20 protein-coding genes are annotated in these 24252 nt (G+C 59.1%); 8 read left to right on the plus strand and 12 right to left on the minus strand.

Annotation, left to right across the window (positions count from 1 at the left end):
- The first annotated feature begins 60 nt into the window (after positions 1 to 60).
- From ACRRQW_RS11795 to ACRRQW_RS11805, 3 genes are read left to right on the plus strand one after another with little or no spacing between them, the layout of a single operon-like run.
- The gene (locus ACRRQW_RS11795; protein WP_438481592.1) at positions 61 to 909 is read left to right on the plus strand and encodes a hypothetical protein; all 849 of its coding nucleotides are present in this window, start codon (positions 61 to 63) and stop codon (positions 907 to 909) included.
- An 11-nt stretch (positions 910 to 920) separates the two neighbouring features.
- Entirely contained in the window at positions 921 to 2597 is a 1677-nt protein-coding gene (locus ACRRQW_RS11800; RefSeq protein WP_438481593.1) for a hypothetical protein, read from the plus strand.
- A 21-nt stretch (positions 2598 to 2618) separates the two neighbouring features.
- Entirely contained in the window at positions 2619 to 2825 is a 207-nt protein-coding gene (locus ACRRQW_RS11805) for a hypothetical protein (protein WP_438481595.1), read from the plus strand.
- Positions 2826 to 2931: 106 nt separating this feature from the next.
- Here ACRRQW_RS11805 and ppdK read toward each other — a convergent pair whose 3' ends face one another.
- Positions 2932 to 5724: a pyruvate, phosphate dikinase gene (gene ppdK / locus ACRRQW_RS11810; RefSeq protein ID WP_438481596.1), complete on the minus strand. Its 2793-nt coding sequence runs from the start codon at positions 5722 to 5724 to the stop codon at positions 2932 to 2934.
- A gap of 275 nt (positions 5725 to 5999) precedes the next feature.
- On the opposite strand from ppdK, the gene tatC reads away from it, so the two are divergent.
- Positions 6000 to 6815, plus strand: a complete 816-nt coding sequence (tatC, locus tag ACRRQW_RS11815; protein ID WP_438481597.1) for a twin-arginine translocase subunit TatC — start codon at positions 6000 to 6002, stop codon at positions 6813 to 6815.
- Positions 6816 to 6956: 141 nt separating this feature from the next.
- Here the strand turns inward: tatC and mntR are convergent, their stop codons facing one another.
- A complete protein-coding gene (gene mntR, locus ACRRQW_RS11820; RefSeq protein WP_438481598.1) occupies positions 6957 to 7397 on the minus strand; it encodes a transcriptional regulator MntR in 441 nt (146 codons plus the stop codon).
- 42 nt (positions 7398 to 7439) lie between these two features.
- Positions 7440 to 7676: a hypothetical protein gene (locus ACRRQW_RS11825; protein WP_438481599.1), complete on the minus strand. Its 237-nt coding sequence runs from the start codon at positions 7674 to 7676 to the stop codon at positions 7440 to 7442.
- A 196-nt stretch (positions 7677 to 7872) separates the two neighbouring features.
- On the opposite strand from ACRRQW_RS11825, the gene ACRRQW_RS11830 reads away from it, so the two are divergent.
- Positions 7873 to 8559, plus strand: coding sequence for an MCP four helix bundle domain-containing protein (locus tag ACRRQW_RS11830; protein ID WP_438481600.1), 687 nt, complete (start codon positions 7873 to 7875; stop codon positions 8557 to 8559).
- Positions 8560 to 8827: 268 nt separating this feature from the next.
- Here the strand turns inward: ACRRQW_RS11830 and ACRRQW_RS11835 are convergent, their stop codons facing one another.
- The 7 genes from ACRRQW_RS11835 to ACRRQW_RS11865 all read right to left on the minus strand — a co-directional run bounded on the left by ACRRQW_RS11835 (position 8828) and on the right by ACRRQW_RS11865 (position 18100).
- The gene (locus tag ACRRQW_RS11835; RefSeq protein ID WP_438481601.1) at positions 8828 to 10120 is read right to left on the minus strand and encodes an aminopeptidase P N-terminal domain-containing protein; all 1293 of its coding nucleotides are present in this window, start codon (positions 10118 to 10120) and stop codon (positions 8828 to 8830) included.
- A 99-nt stretch (positions 10121 to 10219) separates the two neighbouring features.
- The gene (leuA, locus tag ACRRQW_RS11840; RefSeq protein ID WP_438481602.1) at positions 10220 to 11890 is read right to left on the minus strand and encodes a 2-isopropylmalate synthase; all 1671 of its coding nucleotides are present in this window, start codon (positions 11888 to 11890) and stop codon (positions 10220 to 10222) included.
- Between the two features lie 336 nt (positions 11891 to 12226).
- On the minus strand, positions 12227 to 12913 hold the full coding sequence (locus ACRRQW_RS11845; protein ID WP_438481603.1) for a tetratricopeptide repeat protein: 687 nt from the start codon (positions 12911 to 12913) through the stop codon (positions 12227 to 12229).
- 17 nt (positions 12914 to 12930) lie between these two features.
- Positions 12931 to 15345: an ABC transporter permease gene (locus ACRRQW_RS11850; protein ID WP_438481604.1), complete on the minus strand. Its 2415-nt coding sequence runs from the start codon at positions 15343 to 15345 to the stop codon at positions 12931 to 12933.
- 97 nt (positions 15346 to 15442) lie between these two features.
- Positions 15443 to 16192 carry a tetratricopeptide repeat protein gene (locus tag ACRRQW_RS11855; protein ID WP_438481605.1) on the minus strand — a complete coding sequence of 250 codons (750 nt, stop codon included), beginning with the start codon at positions 16190 to 16192 and terminating at the stop codon, positions 15443 to 15445.
- A 76-nt stretch (positions 16193 to 16268) separates the two neighbouring features.
- Positions 16269 to 16928, minus strand: a complete 660-nt coding sequence (locus tag ACRRQW_RS11860) for a response regulator (protein ID WP_438481607.1) — start codon at positions 16926 to 16928, stop codon at positions 16269 to 16271.
- On the minus strand, positions 16925 to 18100 hold the full coding sequence (locus ACRRQW_RS11865; protein WP_438481609.1) for a sensor histidine kinase: 1176 nt from the start codon (positions 18098 to 18100) through the stop codon (positions 16925 to 16927). The genes ACRRQW_RS11860 and ACRRQW_RS11865 overlap by 4 nt, the downstream gene beginning before the upstream one ends.
- Before the next feature lie 176 nt (positions 18101 to 18276).
- On the opposite strand from ACRRQW_RS11865, the gene ACRRQW_RS11870 reads away from it, so the two are divergent.
- The 3 genes from ACRRQW_RS11870 to amaB all read left to right on the plus strand — a co-directional run bounded on the left by ACRRQW_RS11870 (position 18277) and on the right by amaB (position 22482).
- On the plus strand, positions 18277 to 19668 hold the full coding sequence (locus ACRRQW_RS11870) for a hypothetical protein (RefSeq protein ID WP_438481611.1): 1392 nt from the start codon (positions 18277 to 18279) through the stop codon (positions 19666 to 19668).
- Between the two features lie 96 nt (positions 19669 to 19764).
- Positions 19765 to 20841: a saccharopine dehydrogenase NADP-binding domain-containing protein gene (locus ACRRQW_RS11875; protein ID WP_438481613.1), complete on the plus strand. Its 1077-nt coding sequence runs from the start codon at positions 19765 to 19767 to the stop codon at positions 20839 to 20841.
- Positions 20842 to 20937: 96 nt separating this feature from the next.
- A complete protein-coding gene (amaB, locus tag ACRRQW_RS11880) occupies positions 20938 to 22482 on the plus strand; it encodes an L-piperidine-6-carboxylate dehydrogenase (protein ID WP_438481615.1) in 1545 nt (514 codons plus the stop codon).
- Positions 22483 to 22516: 34 nt separating this feature from the next.
- Here amaB and ACRRQW_RS11885 read toward each other — a convergent pair whose 3' ends face one another.
- Entirely contained in the window at positions 22517 to 23305 is a 789-nt protein-coding gene (locus ACRRQW_RS11885) for an SDR family NAD(P)-dependent oxidoreductase (RefSeq protein ID WP_438481617.1), read from the minus strand.
- A gap of 162 nt (positions 23306 to 23467) precedes the next feature.
- On the minus strand, positions 23468 to 24217 hold the full coding sequence (locus ACRRQW_RS11890; RefSeq protein ID WP_438481619.1) for an esterase family protein: 750 nt from the start codon (positions 24215 to 24217) through the stop codon (positions 23468 to 23470).
- Positions 24218 to 24252: the final 35 nt, after the last annotated feature.

Consider the following 24252-nt stretch of genomic DNA (forward strand, 5'->3'; position numbering starts at 1 on the left):
GCAGTTGCCGTCTGCACCGTTTGGTTGTGCACCGGCTGCGTATCGTCGCAGAAAATGGTCATGCATCTGGCCGTCGCGGATATCGATAAGATCGAACCCACGGTTAAATTCTACCGGCTGACGATCAAAGCGTCGTCATCGAATCTGAAGTCGACGCTGCGGATGGGTTATTACGATGCCAATACGCTGCGCGATGCTTTTGGCGAAGTGCGGGCGGCAAGTCGGCCGCAGGACAGCCAACGCAATACTGGTGAACTGGCCTTTGCCTTTGATCCAGCGACGAAAGCGTGGCGTTACGTTCAACCTTCGGAGCTGTTCACGATCATTTACGGGGCGGACGCGCAGGCGCTGGAAGGAGCCATCAAGGCTTATGCGGATTCGGATGAAGCGGGCCAGACCCTCGGTCGTCTGCTGGCGGCGGCGGCGGGGAGTGGCGTATTCCGGGAGGCGGCCACGGCCGAGCAGGATCTTAAAAAGCAACTCGCCAAGGCGAAACTGGTTGCCGCCGATTTCAAGGCCGAGAGCACCACGATCAGCGGTTGGGTGACGGCAGAGAAAATCGCCGCAGACAAGAACGCGGAAGATGATACTGCGGCGAAGCAAGCCCAGGCCAAGGTGGATGCCTTCGAGGAGGTCGAGGGTAAGACGCCCGCGGAAAACGCGGCCGCCAAAAAAGTGCTCACCGATAACGCAAAGGTTGCCGCGGACAAGGCGGCGGCATCCGTCCGCACCTTCCAAGCGGCCCGCACTTCGCTCGCGCCGGCAGAAGTGGACAAGGCGCTTCTGCGATTGGTCCAAGCCACCGCCAAGCAACTCGGCTCGTCCACTCCGATCGATGACGATCCTGCGACGGGTTTCGACCAGGCGACCCAACTTTACAACCTGCTCCAGCATAATTCCGGCAAGTGAGGACTCCTGTCATGAAACCCAAATTTTTCCTCGTCAGCGTCGCGACGCTTGCTTTCAGCGCAGCGGTCCCGGGTGTTGCCTCCACGGTGACGGATGTGGCGTGGATTACCGGCGTGGCTTCCGTGGGTATCCCGCTCGGGCTACAAGCGGCCACGCGATCCACGCTGAGCGTAAAGGTTGATGTCTATCGGGAGACTTTCACCCTGCCGATTTATGCTCCGGACAATAAGACTTTGATCCGTTGGGATTATGGACAAAAAGCGTTCGGGCTGGAGCAACCCACCGCTTTAATGCGCCAGCGCGCCCTGCTGGCGGAACTGAAAGATCCGGTGAGTCAGCCCAGTGCCGCAGGTTTGACGGCGGTCGCTCAGCAATTGGGTGTAGCTGGCGAGAAGCTCAAGGCCAGCGGCGAAGGCTTGGACCGATTTATCAAGCAAGCAGCGACCTTGGCAGAAAATAAACTCTGGACCACGATGCCGGGATTGCTGGCGGAGGCCAAACAACGCCGCGAGGCAGTTAGCAACACTATCGCTGCCATTTCCGCCTACGAAGCGAAAGTCAGTGAGGCTTCACGCGACGGCGTGTTCTCCGCCGAAGAACAGGAAAGCGCCGCAATGCAGCTCCTGGGCATCCGGCTGGCATCGCAGGCGGTTGCTCAGGATTTCTCCGAGGTCTTAGGCGCTTACTTTCAATCGAGGATTACGACATACTTGAACAAGCTGCTGATTGACGCGAAGCCGCTGGCTCTGCAGCCGAAGCAGCGGGTCATGCTGACCAAGGAGACCCTTCGGTCGAAGGCGGAACTGCGGCAGCCAGGAGAGCCGCAGACCGAGGCTGTCCAGCGCCAGATCTGGCACACCGTCTCACTCATCCGTCAGTTAGAAAAATCCCAGCGGCAATTTATCGATGCTGATCAAAAGCAATACGCGGTTACCCAAGCGCAGATCGAAACCGCCAAGAGCAATATTGCCGGCATGATCGGTAAGCTCGGATTTGACGGCGACGCCAGCCAGTTGTTCGCCATCGACCGAGAAAGTGAATTCAGGCTTTATTGGGACGGCAGTTTTATCGACGGAGCGATCCGACGGGCGGCCAAGTCCGCTAACGATGCGACCTACGTCGGCGTCAACGTGGGCGCCAATTTTGGGCCCATTGCGAACGAAGTGATTCAAGGGTTGTTCTCGCAGAGCAAGATGATCGACCAGGTCGTTAGTAACCCCGGCCGCTGGAAAACCTACAATTCCGCCGTTAGCAAAGGCAGTGCGGGCACACACAACGCCATCATCTATTTTGAGAACATGCTCACGCCGGTTCTGAAGTCGGCCACGTTTGACCCCAGTCAACTGCTCTTGGCGAACGCCCAGATCTACAAACGGGCCACCAGCATCGTGGCACAGGTTTATGGCGCGCCGACCGCCGCCGACATCACCAGCGGCAAGGCGGATGAGTCACTCAACCTCATGAGCCTCGAAGCCCGCAAACTGAGCGCTACCAACGGTGAGAAAGCCACGCGGGCCGAGTTGCTGGCCTCCTTGCGTTCTTTGCTGGATGAGCACACGGCGCTGGCCGCTCTGCTCAAGGCCGATGACAAGAACGACTGGGCCGACTACCCTGGCGCGGCGCGTGCCAAGCTGGAGAAACTTGCCACCCAACTCGCGGCGACTGCCGCCAGCCTGGAACAACCTTAATCATTTAAACCCACCACCGCCATGACACCCTCAACACCCTTCGAATCCAAGGTAAACACCGATAAAGCGCCAATCGAGTTGGATGATGACACCACCGCTGAGTTGGATATCGATCAGGAGGTCACGGTGATAGATAGACCTTATCCCTTCACCTACAGCACGGTGGAACTTACGCTGGCCGGTCAGCTGAGAGTCGGGACCATGGAAAGCATATACCTTACGCCCTGAGGCGGAGTGACGAAAGCGGTCGGGTCCGGTTAACAAAATAAAAGCCCCGCGCTTTTGAGACGCGGGGCTCGGAGAACGAGAAAGAGTAAGAGAACGAGAACGATTCTTACTTCTTCGAATCAGCGATCGCTGCTTGGGCGGCGGCGAGGCGGGCGACCGGCACGCGGTAAGGCGAGCAGGACACGTAGCTGAGGCCGAGCTTGTGACAGAACTTCACTGAATCCGGGTCACCACCGTGTTCACCGCAGATGCCGAGCTTGATGTCAGGGCGGGTCTGGCGGCCTTTCTCGATGGCGATCTGCATCAGCTGGCCCACGCCGGTCTGGTCGATCGAAGCGAACGGGTTCTTCTTCATGATCTCGGACTCTTGGTAAGCACCGAGGAAGGAACCGGAGTCGTCGCGCGACATGCCGAGGGTGGTTTGCGTGAGATCGTTCGTGCCGAAGCTGAAGAACTCCGCGGTGTGCGCGATTTCGTCGGCGGTGAGGGCACCGCGCGGGATTTCGATCATGGTGCCGACGGAGTAGTTGATCTTGGTCTTCTTCTCCTTCTGCACGGCGGCGGCGACTTCGTGGACGATCTCAACTTGCAGATCGAGTTCCTTCTTGAAGCCGACGAGCGGGATCATGATTTCCGGCTTGGCCTTGAAGCCGGCCTTGGTCGCGTCAGCGGCGGCCTCGAGCACAGCGCGGGCTTGCATGCGGGTGATCTCCGGGAACTTGATGCCGAGACGGCAGCCGCGGAAACCAAGCATCGGGTTGAACTCGTGGAGCTCGTGCACGCGGTGTTCGATCTTCTCGACGGCGACGCCGAGTTTCTTGGCGAGATCGAGCTGGGCCTCTTTCGAGTTCGGGAGGAACTCGTGCAGGGGCGGATCGAGGAAGCGGATCGTGGCCGGGAAGCCCTTGAGCGCCTTGAAGATTCCGAAGAAATCGTCGCGCTGATACGGGAGGAGTTTCGCGAGGGCGGCTTCGCGGTCGGCGAGGTTGCCGGCGAGGATCATCTCGCGCATGGCGTCGATACGGTCGCCTTCGAAGAACATGTGTTCCGTGCGGGTGAGACCGATGCCGACGGCGCCGAACGCGATGGCCTGGCGGGTTTGCTCAGGGGTGTCGGCGTTGGTGCGGACGGAGAGCTTGGTGGCTTGCGCGCACCATTTCATGAGCTGGACGTAGCTCTTGAACTTTTCCGTGGCTTGCGAGGCTTTGTCGCCATTGAGGAGACCGGCGATGATTTCCGAAGGAGCGGTCGCGATCTGGCCGGCGTAAACCGCGCCGATCGTGCCGTCGATGGAAAGGTAGTCGCCTTCGCCGTAGGACTTGCCCGCGACGGTGACGGTCTTCTTGTCGTAGTTGATTTCGAGGGAGGCGGCGCCGCAGACGCAGACCTTGCCCATCTGGCGGGCAACGAGCGCCGCGTGCGAGGACACACCACCGCGAGCGGTGAGAATGCCTTCGGCCGCGATCATGCCGCGAAGATCTTCCGGGGAAGTCTCGACGCGCACGAGGAGCACCTTCTCGCCCTTCTCGGCGGCTTGCACCGCGCGATCGGCGTTGAAGTAAACCTTGCCAGTCGCCGCGCCCGGGCCGGCGGGAAGGCCGGTGGCGATGACGGTGGCTTTCTTGACTTCGTTCAGATCGAAGATCGGCGCGAGGAGTTGCTCGAGCTGGTCAGCCGGATTGCGCATCACGGCGGTTTCCCACGAGATGAGTTTTTCCTTCACCATATCGATGGAGAACTTCAACGCGGCGGCGGCGGTGCGCTTGCCGTTGCGGGTCTGCAGCATGAACAGCTTGCCTTCCTGCACGGTGAATTCGATGTCCTGCACGTCCTTGAAATGTTTCTCGAGCGTGGCGCGAACCTTCAGAAGTTCGGCGTAGGACTTCGGCATCGCGTCCTTCAATTTGAGGACCGGCTCCGGGGTGCGGACGCCCGCGACGACGTCTTCGCCCTGCGCGTTGATGAGGAACTCGCCGTAGAATTCGTTGACGCCGTTGGCCGGGTTGCGGGTGAACGCGACGCCGGAACCGGACGTGTCGCCGGTGTTGCCGAACACCATGGCCTGGACGTTAACGGCAGTGCCCCACTCGGAGGGAATGTTGTATTTCGCGCGGTAAACCTTGGCGCGGTCGTTCATCCAGGAACCGAACACTGCGCCGGCGGCGCCGCGGAGCTGGTCCCACGGATTGTTCGGGAACGCTTTGCCGGTGCGGTCTTTCACGAGCGCTTTGAAACGCTTCACGAGTTCCTGCTGGTCGGCGGCGGTGAGCTTCGAGTCTTCCACGTCGCCGTGGTATTTTTCGTGCTTGAAAGTGTGGATAGTGTGCTCGAACGGATCGTGGTCTTCGCCTTCGCGTTTTTGCACGCCCATGACGACGTCACCGAACATCTGGATGAAGCGGCGGTAGCAGTCCCACGCGAAACGCTCGTTCTTCGTCGCTTCGACGAGGGCGAGGACGGATTGGTCGTTGAGACCGAGATTGAGGATGGTGTCCATCATGCCCGGCATCGAGTCGCGCGCGCCCGAGCGGACGGCGAGGAGGAGCGGCATGCCATTGGTGGCACCGAACTTCGTGCCCATGATCTTCTCCATGTTGACGACGCCCGCTTCCATCTGCGCCTGCAGCGAGGCCGGGTAGGTGCGCTTGTTGTCGTAGTAATACGTGCAGACTTCCGTGGTGATCGTGAAGCCGGGAGGCACGGGCAAATTAATGCGCGTCATCTCGGCGAGGTTCGCGCCTTTGCCGCCGAGGAGGTTCTTCATCGAGCCGTTGCCGTCAGCTTTGCCGGCGCCCCACGTGTAAACGTATTTCGGGCCTTTGGCGGATGCCTTGGCAGCAGGTTTCTTCGCAGCGGGCTTTTTGCCCGCGGGTTTCTTAGCAGTGGTTTTCTTAGCCATGTGGATAAATTTTGAGCAGGGTTACCGACCGAAAACAGGAGTCGTTAAAGCAGCGTTTCAGAGGGGGAGTGTCAACGGCGGAGGCGTCCGGAATGCGGAATTCGTGGGAAGTTAAGGGGTAGGCCGGAAAGACCGGTTCTGCTGGGGCTTAGCGAGCGGATGCGCTCTATCGTGATGCCGGGGGAAAGGGGTGACCTAACCTACTTTACAGGTGCGACATGGCGATTGAGCGCGGAGTTGCGCCACGCAGACAAACGTGCATTTAGGTCAGGCTTGTGAGCAGAGATTCCTCGAACAATCCCGATGATAGCGACGAAACGCATTCGCCGCACGAGAAGCCCATGGGCTTTTTTGATCATCTGGAGGAGTTGCGGTGGACGCTCATCAAGTGCGCCGTCGTGTTCGGTCTTTTTGCGACGTTGATCGGTATTTATGTGCAGGAAGCGTCGGCCTTGCTGCTTTTGCCGTGGGAAACGGTGCGCGTGGATTTTCCGCAGTTTCACAGCGGCCTGATCACGAACAGCCCGATGGGGATCTTCACGATGATGATCAACATCTGCATCATGGGCGCGGTGTGCCTTTCGATTCCGTTTTGGTTTTTCTTTGCGGCGCAATTCATCGCGCCGGCGCTTTCAAAAAAGGAAATGAAAGTGCTCATTCCGACCTGCACGGCGGCGTTCGTGTTGTTTCTCAGCGGTGCGGCGTTCGGCTACTACATTCTCGTGCCGAACACGGTGCGCTTCGCTTATGAGATGAACGCTTACATGGGCGTCGACCCGATGTGGACCGCCGATAATTACTACAGCTTGCTCCTCTGGCTGGTGCTTGGCGTGGGGGCAGGTTTCGAATTTCCGCTGCTCGTGGTGCTGGCGGTTTACATGGGCTTGATCCAAGTCGCGACGCTGCGCAAATACCGCCGTCACGCGATCGTGGTGATGTTTATAATCGCTGCCATCGTCACCCCGACACCGGATCCGTTTAACATGACGATCTTCGCGATTCCGTTGATCGTGCTCTACGAGATCGCGATCTGGGTGTCGGCTTACCTCGTGCGCAAGAAAGCGCAGGAAAGCGGCGTGGTGGATATTTAATGTGTCGTAAGTGGAGCCTGACCTTCGGGCGGGCTTCAAAGTGCAGGACATCGAACGCTAAACTTTTAACGTCCAACTCCGAACGGCATGCGCGAAACGCGACACTTCAACGTTGATCGTTCGCTGTTCGACGTTCTGCCCTTACTTCTCCAACTTAACCTTCGCGATAATCGCGGGGTTCTTTTCCAAGTGGCGCGTGAGCGCTTCGATCGCCTTGAACGTGTCAGGGCTGATATGGTGCTCCATGCCCTCGACGTCGTCGTAGATTACTTTCTCATCTGCCACGCCAATCACGCGCAGAAAATCGGTGAGTAACTGGTGCCGGTGCGCGATGCGGCGGGCGACTTCGAGGCCGCTGCTGGTGAGGACCATACCGCGGTATTTCTCGTATTTGATGAAGCCCTCGGCATCGAGGCGTTGCACCATGGCCGTGACGCTGGCCTGCGAAATTTTCAACCCCGCCGCGATATCGACCACGCGCGCGTAGCCTTTCTTCGCGATGAGCTGCTCGATTTTCTCGAGATAATCTTCAACCGCGACCGACGGACGAGCGCGGACGGAACTGGATTGAGCGGCGGCCAAAATCAGGTGTGGTCAGGCGACGCCCAAGCCGGCGCAGCGCGATTACTTTTTCGATTCCCGCTGGAAACGATAAACCGTTTTGACCATCTGCCAGGCGAGCCAGAAGACGCCGGCCATGCAGCCCGCCGTCAAACCGCCAAAAAGCATGATCATCTTCGGGTCTTCCGACGGGACGTGGGAATTCACGAGCCAGTAGAAAATGACAAACGCAATGGCGGTGAGCGCCAGATCAAGGATGAGGGTGACGAGGGAGAAAGGCTTTTTCGCGGACGTGGCCATGGCGAAAAAGAAGGGGAGCGCCGCCGGTTTTGTCGAACCGAAACTTTGCCACCCCCGCGCCCAACAACTGCCGTGCTAGCCGCGATTAGCGCGTCTGACAGGGCTAAAGCATGGCGATTTCCATTCGAAACGTATTTCAGTCTTTAACTGCCAAGTTCGACTGGTATCCCTCAGTTTTACTTAGGGAATTTACTCCATGAAATTCGGTCGCCTTCGCTTTGTCATCATCCTCGCTTTGCTGGCGTCGAATCTTCTGGTCGGCGTGCTCAGCCTCTACTTTTTGCGGTCAATGGAAGAGCGCTACACCGTGCTGTTCGACCGCAGTGTGCCGCTCATCAACAATCTACGCACGCTCACCCGCGAACTCGGCTCGGTGCAGCGCCTCGCGCGCCGCATCTCCGATCCGCAAAACGAAACCGACTGGCCGGCGCTTTTGCCCCAGATGGAGCAGGGCAGTCGCAACGCCAAGCAGCACGTGACGGAGATCAGCTCGATGGAACTCATCAAGGACGACAAACATGTCGCCACGATGCTGGAGACCGGCCGCATCTACGACAGTCGGGTGCTGGAATTTCTCGCGCTCGCGCGGGCCAAAAGGATTTCCGAAGCCAACCAGCACAACATCGATGTGCTGCGGCCCACTTACGACCTCTACATGGACTCGCTTGATAACGTGGCGAACTATGTCGAGCGCGAGGGTAACGACCTGCGCGCGCGCTACGCCCAAGAATCCCGCTGGTTCAGCGGATTGTTGCTGGCCGTCGCCGGCTGGCCGTTGCTCGCCGTGATCGTGCTCATGATCGTCATGGGCGTGCTGGTCATCGGTTTGCTGGCTGCCGTGTTTTTCCCGCGGTTGTTCACCGCGAAAACGGTGCCGGTTTAAGCTTTAGGTGGGCGTCGGTCGCCGCACCGACGCCACGGCGCAATCGGCCCGCCATAATAACTCTCCCAGCCTGCTCGTCGCCGGCGCGGCACGCCCCGTTACTACCTTTTGAATTCGCCGCAACCTTGGCGCGTTTGTCATATAATATATGACAAACGCGATGAGGCAGGATGGAGCTAATGCCTGAAAAACTCAGTTCCTGCGCCCCGATTATTTGTCATATATTATATGACAAACTGGTCTTGCTCACTCTGAGAGCTGATTGCGGTTACTCGCGTGCGGGCGTGAGGGTTTTCGGAATCGCCGCAGTCAGATTTTCCGGTTCGCCGTCGGTGATGACGAGATTGTCTTCGAAACGCACACCGCCGAGGCCGAGGCATTTTTCCGCGAGCGGCCAGTTGACGGCGTCGCGGTATTTTTCGCGGAGCGAGACGTTATTAATCAATGCGGGAATGAAATACAGTCCGGGCTCCACGGTGACGATGTAGCCGGGCCGCAGGATCAAATCCATGCGCAAGCTCTTCAGGCTCGGACGCGGGTTTTTAATACGTCCGGGCTCCACGCCGCCGGCGTCGCGCACGCCGAGGCCCACCATGTGACCGAGTCCGTGCGGGAAAAACAGGGTGTGCGCTTCCTGCTCCACGAGCGCAGTTGCGTTTCCTTTCATAAGGCCGATCGAAATGAGGCTGTTCACCATATCGACGGCAGTCGCGAGGTGAATATCGACCCATTCGGCGCCGGGCAGGCAGCGGGCGCAGGCGCGTTGCTGGGCGTCAATCACGGCTTGGGCAAAGTCTTTTTGAAACGCGGTGGGTGTGCCGGCGACATACGTGCGCGTCACGTCGATGACGTAGCGATCCCACTGCGCGCCGGAATCGATCAGGATAAAGTCGCCGTCTTTCGCGATGCGCTCAGTTGAGGGGGAACCGTGAAACACCGCGCTCTGTGCGCCGACGCCTACGATGGAACTGTAACCCGTGGTTTGCGCGCCGTGGCGGAAGTATTCGGCTTCGAGTTCGATCTGCATGCGGCGCTCGCTGACGCCGGGTTTGAGAAACGGTTGAAGCGCTTTGTAGCCGGCGGTTGTTGCCGTGGCGCAGCGGCGCATGATTGCGAGTTCGCCGGGCTCTTTCGGGCGACGCGCGTGTTTGTAGGTTTCGCGGACTTGCGTGGTGCGGATGACGTCGGGCTGCACTCCGGCGAGCGGGGCACCGAGCGCGATCACGCGGCGTGCGCGGCGCGCGTCGAGCCACGCGGGCAGCGCGCCGAGGAATTCGCCGGGGAGCTGTTCGGTGCCGTCCCAGATTTTTTCGAGCTCGGTGACTTCCGGCACAAACGATGTCCACGTGTTATCTTTCGCATCGTAAGCAATGACGCCGCCGGGCGCTTCCTCGTGGCCGGTGAGGTAAAGGTATTCCTGATGCGCGATGAATGGAAAATGTTGCTCGCTCAACTCAGGGCGAGGAACTGGGTGGCCGGCACCGACGAGGAGAATTTCGTCAGCGTGCAAGCCGAGGGCGGGAGCGATGCGGGCGCGACGGGCGGCGTGGTCGATTTGCATGGGATTTTTTTTGCTTAAGAAGGCCACAAGCGCGCAAAAAGAAAAGCGCAGCTTTCGGCTGCGCTTGGCAAAGGATGGGGAGAATGACCTCGAGTGCGCTCAGGCTTTCGCGAGCAGTCGGTTGAGTGCGCTGACGATGGCTTTGATCGACGCGAGTTCGATGTTCGTGTCGATGCCGGCGCCGAAGAGGGTGAGCCCGCGGTCGGTTTTGATCTGAATGTAGGAAACGGCGCGCGCCTCGGCGCCCTGGCCGAGCGAGTGTTCGGAATAGGAGAGGACTTCGAATTTCGGGAGTGATGACGCACCCAGCGAACGCACGAAAGCGTCGATCGGGCCGTTGCCTTCGCCGTGGAGAGTGGCGGGGTTTCCGTCGATGACGAGGCGAGCTTCGGATTTCACCGCGCTGTCGCGTTCGGCGGTTTTGAAATGTTCGAGCACGATATGCGGCGCGGCGCGGTCGAGGTAGGCGGCGCGGAACGCGTCGTAGATTTGCGCAGGCGTAAGCTCGGTGCCTTTCGTGTCAGCGACATCGTTGATGATGCGACCGATTTCCTTGTGCATGAGTTTCGGCAGCGAGAAGCCGAATTCCTGTTCGAGGATGTAAGCGACGCCGCCTTTGCCGGACTGGCTATTGATGCGGATGATGGCCTGATAACTCCGGCCAAGATCGGCGGGATCGATCGGGATGTAGAGGACGTCCCACGGCGCGTTGGGCTTTTGTTTATCCCAGGATTTTTTGATGGCATCCTGGTGCGATCCGCTGAACGCCGTGAATACGAGTTCGCCCACGTAAGGGAGGCGCGCGGGCACTTCAAGTTTCGTGCAACGCTCGTAAACGTCGCGGATGTGATTGATGTCCGAGAAATCGAGCTGCGGATGGATGCCGTGCGTGTAGAGATTCAGCGCGACGTTCACGATATCGAGATTGCCGGTGCGTTCGCCGTTGCCGAAGAGCGTGCCTTCGACGCGATCCGCACCCGCGAGCAACGCGAGTTCGGTCGCCGCGACGCCGGTGCCGCGGTCGTTGTGCGTGTGGAGAGAAACGATGCTCGCAGCGCGGCGCGTGAGGTGGTTGCACATCCACTCGATCTGATCGGCGTGCACATTGGGCGTCGCGTATTCGACGGTCGCGGGGAGGTTGAGAATAATCTTGTTCGCGGGCGTGGGTTGCCAGACATCGGAAACCGCTTCGCAGATTTCGAGCGCGAATTCCAACTCCGTGCTCGTGAAACTCTCGGGCGAATACTGCAGGCGAATGCGCGACCCCTCGGCGACGAGCGGCTGCATTTTCTCTTTCAAGAAACCCACGGCGTGCGTGGCGATCTTGATGATGTCAGCCTTGGTTGCACTGAACACGTATTCGCGCTGCTTGGGCGACGTGGAGTTGTAGAGGTGGAAAATGATGCTCTTCGCGCCGCGCAACGCTTCGAGCGAGCGCGTGATGAGGTCTTCGCGACACTGACAGAGGATTTGCACGGAGACGTCGGCCGGGATGCGATTTTCATCGATGAGGCGGCGGCAGAAATCGAATTCGATCTGGGACGCGGACGGGAAACCGATCTCGATTTCCTTGAACCCGATTTTCACGAGCAGGTCGAAATATTCGAGCTTCTCGGTGATGCTCATCGGTTGGGCGAGTGCCTGGTTGCCGTCGCGGAGATCGACGCTGCACCAGAGCGGCGCGTGCGTGTGCACGCGGTTCGGCCACTGGCGATTGGGCAAATTTACCGGAGGAAACTGAACGTATTTGTTAACAGGAGCGGACTGCATGATGCGAAAATAGACTTAACGGTGACAACTTTAAGGGACGAACACACGCCGCGAATCGCGACGGAAACCAAACTCTCAGCTGGCGCACGATGCACCGCTACGCGGCGAATCAGAGATCGTGCGCGGACGTAAGTCGTAGAAGCGTGAGAGCGAAAAATCGCATCAGAAGGCGAAACTGGGGCAGAGCGTTTGGGCAAAGTCAAGGCGTGGCCTTGTCACAAACAGGCCGTGTTGACGTGGGTCGGGGCGGTTAGCACTGACGGCCCTTCAGAATTCGCGCACGAAAAAGGGCGGTTAAGAATAACCGCCCCTCCCTGAAGGAAGCTTTGTTTGAATTTACTTCGCCACAGGCGTATCCAGCGTCGCAAGGGCTTGCTTGGCGCCGTCGTGGTCGGGTTTGAGCTTCAGCGCCGCTTGGAAAGCGATCCGCGCATCTTCTTTTTTGCCGAGCTTCAAAAACATCCGGCCGCTGGCGAATTGCATGCCGGAGCTGTCGGGTTTCAAGGTCAGCGCCGCATCGTAATGGCGGAGCGCTTCGGCAAAATTTTCATCTTTCTCCGCGATGCGGCCGAGTTCGACTTCGCCGAGGAGTGGATCGATTGCCTTGATCCGTTCAGCGTAAGTTTTGGCCTTCGCCGTGCTACCGCCGGCGATTTCCGGGGCGTTGACGTAGAAACGCGCCAGACCGATCAAGCCCGGGACATGCTTGGGGTCGAGTTCGATGGATTTCTCGAAGGCCTTCTTCATTTTACCGGAGAGCGCGGCCATCTGCATGAAGTTCACTTCGTTCATTCGGTTGGCGAGCGCGATGCCGAGTTGGGAAAAATATTCCGGCTTGGTGGGGTCTGCCTTGGTGGCCTTCTCGGCGTAGTCGATCGCTTCCTTGGTTTTCTTTTGCTGGCCGCTTTCGAGGCTGAGTTTGTTCAACGCGGCGGCATCGGTCGGCTCGGCGGGAGTTTGTGCGAACGTCAACGTGGTGAAAAAAGCGGCGCAAGCCGCGAGGAGGATTGATTTTGTCTTCATGATGCGTGGGGAAATTTTTATTCGTGTTGGAGCGCTTGAGTGGGTTTCAAAAGTGAAGCGCGCAGCGCCGGAAAAAATGCGGCGAGAGTAACGACGGCGGGCAGGAACAGGACGAGCGTGCCGAGCACGAGCGGATCGGCGGGAGCGACACCGTAGAGGACGCCACGCAGAAATTGCGTCACGGCGACCGCGCCGATGAGTCCGACCGCCACGCCGATTCCCGCGAAGACGGCGGCGCGCACCAATACCCAGCGGAGAATGTCTGCGGGTGTCGCGCCGAGTGCCATGCGCACGCCGATCTCACGCGTGCGCTGGCCAACGGTGAAGGCCATGCTCGCGTAAATGCCGAACGCCGACAACCCGAGCGCGACGGCGGCGAACATCCCGAAGAGCACGGTGCGAAGGCGCGGTTGCGTGGCACTGCGCGCGAGGTGTTCTTCCAAAGTGTTTACGCGCATCGTGAGCGTGGGATCGGCGCGGCGCATCGCGTTTTGAATCGTGGCGGCGCTGACGCCGTTCGCGCGCACGAGCACGGTGGAGAAAAACCACGGCGATTGTTGCTGCGGCACATAGAGTTGCGGTGTGGCGTCGTCGCCTTGCGAATCTTGTTTCACGTCGCCGACCACGCCGACGATTTCGCGGTAGCTGCGCACCATCCACGGCAGCGTGCGGATGCGGCGGCCGATCGGATCGGCTTCGCCAAAAAGCCGTTTCGCGAGCGTCTGATTGATGATGCACACGGGGCGATTTTTTGAAGCATTCATATCGTCGCTGGTTTCGAAGAAGCGTCCGCGCATGAGCGGAATGCGCAGCGTTTTGAAGTAGTCCGTGCTGATTGAGTTAAACACCGCTTCGTCGGCGTTGCCTTCTTCGACGGGGCGACCTTCGACCCAGAAGGGATAGCGCAGCGTGATGCCCGTGAGCGGCGCACTGCTGTTGAGCGCGACGTTGAGGACGCCCGGTTCGCGTTGCACTTCGGCGAGCACGGTTTCGTAGTAGTTGCCGAGCTGCTGGAAATTATCCCAGCGCGCCTGCGGCGGCGAGATGCGCAACGTGAGAATATTGCTCGCATCGAAGCCGAGCGGCGCGCGTTGCAGAGTCAGCAGGCTCTTCATCAGCAGCGCTGCGCCTGCGAGCACGACGAGTGTGAGGGCGACCTGGCCCGAGATGAGCGCGCCTTGAGCTTGCGCGGCAAAACGTCCCGACGCGCCGCGACTGCCACCGGATTTGAGGGTTTCGTTGACGTTGGCGCGCAGCACTTGCCACGCGGGCAACAAGCCGAAGACGAGCCCGGTGAAAATTGAAATGCCGACCGCGAACGCCAACGCGGTGCTGTCGACGCTGATGGTTTGCGAGCGAGGAATAAGTCCGGCGGGTAAACGATGTGCGATGGCCGGTAGGCCGACTGCGGCCAACACGATGCCGAGCGCGCCGCCCGTGAGCGCGAGCAACAGGCTCTCGAGCATCACGCCACGGGCGAGCGTGTGCGGCGTGGCCCCGAGCGCGAGGCGCACGGCGAGTTCCTGCAAGCGCGCGACGCCGCGCGCGAGCATGAGATTGGCGAGATTGACGCACGCGATGAGCAACACGAGGCCGACCGCGCCGATCAGGAGGAGCAACGTCGTGCGCATACCGCCGACGCGCATTTCGAGCAACGGTTGAAGCGTGACGCCCCAACCGCGATTGGTGCCCGGATACTCCGTGGCGAGCGCGGTCGCGAGGGTGGTCGCTTCGGCTTGGGCGCCACCGAGCGTGGCGTCAGGCTTAAGACGACCGATGGTCGCCCAGAAACGTGAATCGCGCACCAAGTTTTCCGGCGCTTCGATTGGAAACGGCAACCACACGTCGGCAAATTCAGGTTCGCGAAACTCGGCGGGCATTACGCCGATGATCGTGGCCGGTTCATCGTTGAGCATAATTGAGCGGCCGATGACGTCGTCGCGCTCCTCGAAATACCGACGCCACGCGGTCTGGCTCAACACGACCGTGCGCTCGGCACCGTAGGAAAACTCGCTGTCCTTAAAAACTCGCCCGAGCAGGGGTGAGACGGCGAGCACTTTGAAGAATTCCTCAGTGACCTGGCCGCAGACCAACTGGATGGGTTCGGCGCCTTGCGGCGCATAGCCGATAAAATCCGGGCGAAACGCGCCGAGCGCGGTGTAGGATTGGGCGCGCTCCTTAAAGTCGCGAAAGTCGGTCAGCGAAAGCGCGGGTTGCGTGATGGCCTTGGCGGCGTTGACCGATTTGAAACCGACGAGTGCTTCCTGTTCGGGATAAGGCAGCGGACGCAGCAGGATGGATTGAAAGATCGAAAAGATCGCGACGTTGGCGCCGATGCCGAGGGCGAGCATCGCGATGGCGAGCGCGGAAAACGCCGGCGCGCGACGGAGGTGGCGGCAGGCGGCGGTGAGTTCTGCGAGAAAAATAGTCATGAGCGCGGTTGACGGCGCTCACAGTAACAAATCACGCACTCCCGCACATGGGCTGGAAGTCAGGGTCATGGTCATGCCGCAGCATGACTGGCGTCCGTTACGACTGATTATCGAGCGCTTGCAGCGCTTCGCGGACTTCGTTGAGCGAAGGATCGAGTTTCAGCGCGTTCGTGAACCGAGCACGCGCTTCGACTTTGCGACCGAGAGTTTGCAGCGCCACCCCGGTGAAATAATTGGCGAGCGCGTCATTCGGTTTGAGGTGCAGGGCTTTCTCGAAGTGCACGAGCGCGCTTTCAACATGCGTGAGACGCAGATCGAGGGAGCCGTGTTCGAGCTCTCCTTGCGCGGGATCGACTTTGAGGAGGCGATCCGCGTATTCGCGGGCTTTCTTAAAACTGCCGCCTTCTTTCACCGTGGCGTTGGTGTAGAAGCGCACCATGCCCACCAAGCCGGGCACATGATTCGGATCGAGCTTCAGCGATTGTTCGAGCGATTTGCGGATTTTATCGGTGAAAAATCCACCAGTGCTTTCGGAAGCGACAAATCCGTAAGTTTTGCTCAGGTGAGAAAAGTATTCCGCTTTCGAGGAGTCGAGTTTGATGGCGCGCTCGGCCAGCTTAAGGGCTTCCGGGTTTCGGTGCTGCGCGGAGCGAATCACGCTGAGTTGATAAAGAGAAACCGCGTCGGCGTTTTTGGCATTCGCGAGAGGTTCGACGATCCGCTCGGCGGCGAGGTATTCTTTTTTCTCCAACAGCGCGGCCACTTGTTGTTGGGGTGTTTGCGCGAAGACTGGCGTGAGCAGGTTCGAAGCGATCAGCGCGAAAATAAAATGAAGGGATGAACGCATGAGGAAGAGAGCGCCATTGACCAAGCACGGCGCCATTCGTGCCGTCAATCTTTACGATGGCACGCTGGTATCAGCGTCAAATCAGGCCCATTTCGCGCGCGCGCAACGCGGCTTGCGTGCGGTCGAGCACGCCAAGTTTGCCAAGGACGTTGGTCATGTGGTTTTTCACGGTGCCCTCGGTGATATTCAGCGCGGAGCCGATCTCCTTGTTGCTGCGGCCTTCCGCGAGCAGGCGCAGAACGCCGAGTTCGCGTTCGGAAAGCGGCTCGGCCAGCGTTTGCACGGGACGTTTGCCCTCGCGCGCCGAGAGGCGATTCAACTCGGCCATCATGCGCGCGGCGACCGACGGTTCGAGCACCGACGTGCCTTTCGCAGCGGCGCGAACGGATTCGCACAGTTTGTCGGCCGAGCAGGCTTTTAAAAGATAACCCAACGCGCCCGCGCGCATGGCTTCGAAAATTTCCTCGTCCTCCTCGAAAGTCGTGAGCACGACGACGCGCGAACCTGGCAGCGTGGCGTTGATCCGCCGCGTGGCCTCGACGCCGCCCATCACCGGCATGCGCAAATCCATGAGGATGACGTCGGGCTTGTGCACTTTCGCGAGCGCGAGGGCGCGCTCGCCGTTTTCGGCCTCCGCGATGATCTCGAAATCCTCCTGAAGCGAAAGGAGCGTGCGCAGGGCTTCGCGGAAGAGCGATTGATCGTCGACGAGAAGAATGCGGAGTTTTTTTGTCATGCGGGCACCTCGACGCTGAGGGAAAATCCGCCGGTGGAGCGATTGCCGGAAGCGACGCGACCACCGAGAACCTCGATGCGCTCGCGGATACCGAGTAATCCAAAACCGTTTGTGACCACAGTGCTCGCACCCCGTCCATTATCGGCGACCGTCAGGGTCACGCGTCCGTCGTCACGGAAATGCAACGTGACCTCCGATTCAGTGGCGGCGGAATGTTTACGGATGTTCGTGAGACCTTCCTGCGCGGAACGAAACAGCGCGTGCTCGATGCCTGGCGGCAGCGTGCGGGGAACTCCTTCGATTTTTAACGTGACGGGCAGACCGGCCTCGTGCGTGAGCGTGCGCAGCGCTTCGGGCAAAGGCGGACGCTCCGCATCGGTGCGCAGCGCACCGACGGAACGACGCACGTCGTCGAGCGCGTCGCCGGAGAGTTTGGCAGCCTTCACGACAGCGTCGCGCGCCTTTTCAGGATGGGCGGGAAGCAGCGCGGCGGCGGCGTCGAGTTGGGTTTTTACGACTGTGAGATAATGACCGACGCCGTCGTGGATTTCGCGGGCCACGCGGTTGCGTTCGCGGGTGGTGGCGAGGTCTTCCGCTTGTGAAGCGTTGGCGCGCAAGAGCGCATTCGCGTCTTCGAGTTCGTGGCGCAGCTTTTCCTCGCGCTCACGGGAGTTGAGGGCCTGCTTCGTGATCAGGGTGAATGCGATCGTGAAGGTGAATGCGGCAGAGTAGTTGATTATGGCCTGCAAACCGCTTTGCCAGCCGTAGGGGATCGCCCAAAGCGCGATATTGATGCCGAAAAGATAAACTCCGATCAGCGCCGCGTAGCGTGGTCGCAGATCGAAAATGGCCTGGCTCATTGCGGGCAACACGAGGATGCCGAGAAATCCGCGCACCGGGCTCAGGAAAATAATCGCGGTCAATAACGAGCACTGAATGAGGTAGTAGAGCGCGTGGCTCATGCGCCCATTGCACTCGAGGAGCGTTCCGCCTAGCACGCCGAGGGTCGCGTAAATGGCGCCACACACAAACACCACCGGCACCATCCATTCCGAGGTGTAGTAGCGCTGGTTGTTCAGAAAACCCGCATAGCAAGTCACGACGACGAGCGCATACGCAAAGGAACCGTAGAGGTTGCCGGTGCGGTGGGCTGCGCTGGTTTCGGATGACATCGCCGCAGATTACCACAGACGCGCGGCTTGGCGATATAGGAAGGAAGTCATGGTGGCGTCACATCTGCGCGAACTCGTCCTTTCGGCGGAGTCGAAACGAGATTCGAGGCTTGGAGAAACTTCGCGCGCAGGCTTATGTCATAAGCGTTCTTCGTCCAATTTAACCCCGAACGCCCATGACCGCGCTGAACGCACCCGATAATTTTAACTGGCCGCTCGCTTACGAAGCCGAGGCGTTGCTCTCGAATTACATCAACGCCTTCCTCGCAAAAAACAGCTTCGCCGCGCAACTCGCGCAGCGGATGCACGCAGAAACGGGCACGGAAATTTTCGAGTGGACGGATAGCTTTGTGGTGTCGAAAGACCACGAAGCTGCGTTTCGCGCCGCAGGATTTTTAACAGAGAATGTCGAAGCGCCGCCGCACATCGTCGTGCTCGCTCACCCGCACGCCATGCTGCCGCGCGTGCGGATCTGCACGCTTTCCCCTGCGGCGGAAGCGCCGATCGCGCTACTGCTGCGCACGGAGTCGGTCGCGGATTTCATGGCGCGACACAACTTAAGCGGCGAAATCGAAGGTGCCCCGTGTGCGCGTTTTCGTGCCGTCACGGTGGGTGAAGAAAACGGCGCGACGCTGCGCGCGTGCGAACGGTTGGGTTATCGTGGCTTTCTCTTGAACGAGCCGATGCCGGGATTTTCGGAAGCAGTGCTGAAAGTGCGTGAGCTGTGGCGCGCGCGGAAACGCAACTTCGAGAACGACGCTGACGGCATCGCGCATCTTTTCGATGTGCAGAAAAAATCTATCGAACTCGTCGGTGTCGATGTGGCGTGCGAGCTGTATTTCGCCGAGGAACGCGCTTTCTGGGAGTTGAAGAATCGCGCCGGACGCGTGCAGAAGCGGCGACAGGATTTGCTCGGGCTCGGTTGGGCAAATCACGATCACCACACGTTCCGCTGCTCACGGGAATTTTTTCGCGACCTCGTGATTTTCATGGAAAACTTCGGCTTGTCGAAGCGTGAGCGTTTTTATGCGGGTTCGGAGGCGGGCTGGGGCGCGCAGGTGATGGAAACGCCGACCGTCGGCATCGTGGTGTTTGCGGACGTCGATCTGATGCCGAATGAAGTCGATATCGATTATGCGGCGGCCCCGTTGGAGGAAATCCCGCTCATGCGCACGATTGGTCTCTGGTGCGGCTTGCACGGCGACAGCCTGCTGCAATCGGGCATGCACCACTTGGAAGCGCGCTTCAATCACCCTGCATTGAAAGAACAACTCGCCGCCGAGGGCATCACTACGATGAAGCCGTTTTCGGATTTCCCGTTTCTCAAACAAGCTTTCACCGAGGGCGAGCGCTGGAAGCTCGATCCGAAGCGCATCGAATTCCTGCGCACGCGCGGCATGATTACGAATGCACAGGCGGAAACTTTTGTGAAAGACGGCGCGATTGGCAGCCACTTGGAAAACCTTGAGCGCAAAGGCGGTTTCAAAGGTTTTAACCAAAAAGCCGTCAGCGCGATCATCGCAGCGGTCGACCCGCGCAACGTGCGCGAAGTGCAGCCCACGCACTAACAATTAATTGAAGCAGGGGCCGACCTCGAGGCGACCCGCCTAAACTGACGCAATCAATCGGCCCGCTCGGAGATCGGGCCCTATCCTAGTAGAATTATGAAAATCGGCATTGTCGGGGCAGGTAAGGTCGGTGGCACGATCGCCACGCTGTTGGAATCGTGCAAATTCTGCAAAACGATCGCGCTCGCGGATGCGCGCGAAAACATCGACTTGAAGGGTTTGAAGAAATCGAAGTTCGTCCAAGTCGATGTGAACAAACCGGCGCAACTCGCGGCGTTTGTCGGCGGAGTGGACGCCGTGGTCAGCGCGGCGCCGTATTTTTTGAACAAGACGATCGCGAGCGCCTGCGCCAAGGCGGGCGTTTCGTATTTCGATCTCACCGAGGACGTCGAGACGACCGCGTTTATCCAGAAACTCGCGGCCAAGGCGCCGAAAGCGACGTTCATGCCGCAATGCGGACTCGCGCCAGGTGCGATTAACATCGTCGGTGGCTCGCTGGCGTCATCGTTGCAGTTCGTGCGGAACTGCGAGATGCGCGTCGGCGCGTTGCCGCTCAATGCCAGTAACCAGATGAAATATTATCTGAGTTGGAGCACCGCCGGACTCATCAACGAATACTGTCAGGTCGGCGAAGCGCTGCACGGCGGCAAACTCGTGACCACGATGCCGCTCGACGGCGTGGAGCGCATCACGATCGACGGGACGGAATACGAGGCATTCAACACGTCCGGCGGCGTCGCCACCATGTGCCAGACGTTTGCTGGCAAGGTGGGTGATCTGAATTACAAAACGATGCGCTATCCAGGGCATCGCGACCTGATGAAGTTTTTGCTGCAGGACTTGAATCTCGCGCCACGCCAGGAACTCGTGACGCAAATCTTCGATCAGGAAGTGCCGCTGACCGAGTCCGACGTCGTGGTATTTTATGTGAGCGTAGTCGGCAGCGAAGCCGGCGGTGGCTTAAAGCAGCGCAGCTTCATCAAGAAAATGCACGGCGACGTGATTCACGGCCGCAAACTCAACGCCATCCAACTCACGACCGCCGCGGGTATCGTTGGCGTGCTGGAGCTGTTCGCGAAAAAGAAACTCGGCCCGGGCTTCGTGAAACAGGAATCGGTTTCGCTCGAAAGCTTCCTCGCGACGAAGTGGGGCGGGAAAGTTTACGGAAATTAATCGTTACCAACCACAGATGGACACAAATACACACAGATATTGGGCAGGACTTGTTTATCTGAGTTCATCTGCGTCCATCTGTGGTTTAATTAGCCTATGAAACCTCAATCCGTTACCGTCTCGTTGGTAGCAAAAACAATTTTCCCCAAGCTCGGGCTCTCGCTCAAGGGACTAAATTCCGGCGTGTTTTCCGGTTCGTGGAGCGGCAGCGGTGCCGTGTTGGAAAAACGCTCGCCCATCGACGGCTCGCTGCTCGGTCGCGTGCAGCAGGCTTCGGCGGAGGATTATGAGAAAGCTATGACGGCCGCGCAGGCGGCTTTTCTTGCGTGGCGGGATTTGCCCGCGCCGAAGCGCGGCGAAGTGGTGCGCCAACTCGGTAACGCGTTGCGCGAACTGAAAACCGAACTCGGCCAAATCGTCTCGCTCGAAGCGGGAAAAATTTTATCCGAAGGCGAGGGCGAGGTGCAGGAGATGATCGACATCTGCGACTTCGCTGTCGGTCTTTCGCGACAACTGCATGGACTGACGATTGCTTCGGAGCGCCCGGGCCATCGCATGATGGAGCAGTGGCAGCCGTTGGGCGTGGTCGGAATTATATCGGCGTTTAATTTTCCCGTGGCCGTATGGGCATGGAACAGCGCACTCGCGGCGGTGTGTGGCGATGCGACGATCTGGAAACCGTCGGAGAAAACCCCACTGATCGCGATCGCGTGCATTAAAATCGCCGAGAAGGTGTGCCGCGCGAACGGTGTTGATCCCGCGATTTTCTCGCTCGTCATCGGCGAGGGAAAGACGGTCGGAGAGTTGCTGAGCAACGATCGGCGCATCCCGCTGGTATCAGCGACAGGTTCGACGCGAATGGGTCAGCGGGTCGGTGAAGTGGTTGCAAAACGTTTCGGTCGCAGCCTGCTCGAACTTGGCGGCAATAACGCGATCATCGTGACGCCGTCCGCTGACTTGAAGCTCGCGAAGCGCGCGATCGTGTTCGGCGCGGTCGGCACGGCGGGGCAACGTTGCACGAGCACGCGGCGGATTTTTGTGCACGAGTCGATCAAGGCGGAATTTGTGGCGTCGCTGGTCGCAGCTTACGCGCAACTCCCGATTGGGAGTCCGCTGGAAAAAACGACGCTGATTGGCCCGTTGATCGACGAAGCAGCCGTCGCGATGATGCAGGCGTCGTTGAAGCAGGTGAAGAAATTCGGCGGCAACGTGCTCTGCGGGGGCGAACTTGTTAAAGGAAATTACGTAACACCGTGTATCGTCGAAGCGCAGAACGACTGGCCGGTGGTGCAGCACGAAACCTTTGCGCCGATTCTTTACGTGATGGGTTATCGCGAACTCGACGATGCGATCGCGATGCAGAACGCGGTGCCGCAGGGCCTCAGTTCGGCGATCTTCACCACAGATTTGCGTGAGGCGGAAAAATTCCTTTCTGCGCGCGGCAGCGATTGTGGTATCGCCAACGTCAACATCGGCACAAGCGGCGCGGAAATTGGTGGTGCGTTTGGTGGTGAAAAAGAAACCGGTGGCGGTCGCGAGAGCGGCTCCGATGCGTGGAAGGCCTACATGCGTCGCCAGACGGTCACGATCAATTATTCAAACGCGCTCCCGCTCGCACAGGGCATTAAGTTCGGGGACTGATCGGAATTGTTGGGAGGGTCGCCCTCGACCTCTTTTAGAACGCGCCTTTCAGTAAACCGCCTTCTGCGCGGATCGCGGCACCGTTGAGGCCGGAGGCGAGGGGGCTGCACACGAAAGTAACCACGCTCGCGATCTCGTCGACGCTTTCGAAACGTTTGATGAGCGAAGTCGGGCGCACTTTCTCGAAGAACTCTTTTTCGAACTCAGCGAACGGCTTGCCCCCGCTGAGTTTGCCGACGAATTCCTCAACGCCTTCAGAGCGCGTGGGGCCGGGGAGCACGCTGTTGACGGTGACGGCGGTGCCAACCGTGAGTTCGGCGAGTCCACGCGACACTGCAATTTGCGCGGTTTTTGTCATCCCGTAGTGAATCATTTCAGCGGGAATTTGAATGCCGCTTTCGCTGGAAATGAAAACGATGCGCCCGCGATTGCGTTGCAGCATGCCGTCAAAATAGAGGCGACTGAGCCGAACGCCGCTCAGCACATTGACGTCGAAGAAGCGTTGCCATTCGGCGTCGGTGATTTCGGCAAACGATTTCGGATCGAAGATGCCAAGGTTGTTGACGAGGATGTCGACTTGCGGGAACGCGGCGAAAAGCTTCTGCGCGTCGGCGGCATTTGCGAGGTCGCCGGGAAATTTTTCGAGCTTGGCGGCGGGCACTTCGGACTGGATGCGCGCAGTGGCTTCATCGACAGACGCGGCTGTGCGGCCATTAATGATTACGCGGGCGCCCTCGCGGGCGAGTGAGCGAGCGATGGCGAAACCGATGCCTTTGGTCGAGGCGGAGACGAGGGCGAGTTGATTTTCGAGTTGGAGATTCATGGGAAGTGGTGGGTGGATGCAGAGGTTATGTCGAACGGTTCATTTCGCAAATGTGCGCGCACGCTCCAAAAAAATAACCACGAAGGATACGAATCTCACGAAGGCTGACTTGGTGCCTTGCTTCGTGAACTTAGTGTCCTTCGTGGTTTAGAAAAACTTTTTTTAAAACCGCGTGCCGAGGTAATGCGGGAGCATTTTGCGCCACCACAGCCAGTCGTGATTTACATCCTGCCCCCAGAGATCGATGGTGTGAGGGATGCCTTTGCTGGTGAGGATGTGGCCGAGTTCGATTGCAGAAGACGGCTTTTCATACGCGCCTTGGCCGCCGACAAAGTGGATGTGTTTTTTCGCGCGCAGGTGCGCGAGCGTGCCGTCGTCGTTGAGATTCTTCAGGTAGTCGATCGGCGAATTGAAATAGACATCTTCGTCCCAGTAACCGTCGGTGTAATCTTTTAAATCATACGCGCCGCTCATCGCGATGCAGCCGTCGATCAAGTCCGGGCGGCGGAACAGCAGGTTGGCGCTGTGTAATGCGCCGAAAGATGCGCCCGCAGTGATGGTTTGCACGCGACCGCCGCATTTCATGTGGATGAATGGAATGACTTCCTCGGTGACGTAAGCGTTGAACTGCTGGTGCCGGATCGCCTTGTCGCGCGGGTGCATGCGATTGTTGAGCCAGCTCTCGTTGTTAATCGAGTTGATTGAAAATACTTTCACCCAACCGCTGTTGATGAAGTGCGAGATCGAATTGATGACGTGGAAGCGTTCGTATTCGAGATAGTCGGCGGCGGCGGTCGGGAAAAGCAGCAGGGCGAACCCGTAGTGGCCGTAGACGGCGACTTCCATGTTCTTGTTGAGGCGGGGACTGTGCCAGTGATGAATTTCGCGATGCATGTGGTTGGTTGGAATCATGACGGCAGCAGGTGTTAAGCCAAACCTGATTGGGC

It is taken from the genome of Oleiharenicola lentus, from assembly GCF_051660365.1.
GTDB classification, from domain to species: Bacteria; Verrucomicrobiota; Verrucomicrobiia; order Opitutales; family Opitutaceae; genus Lacunisphaera; species Lacunisphaera lenta_A.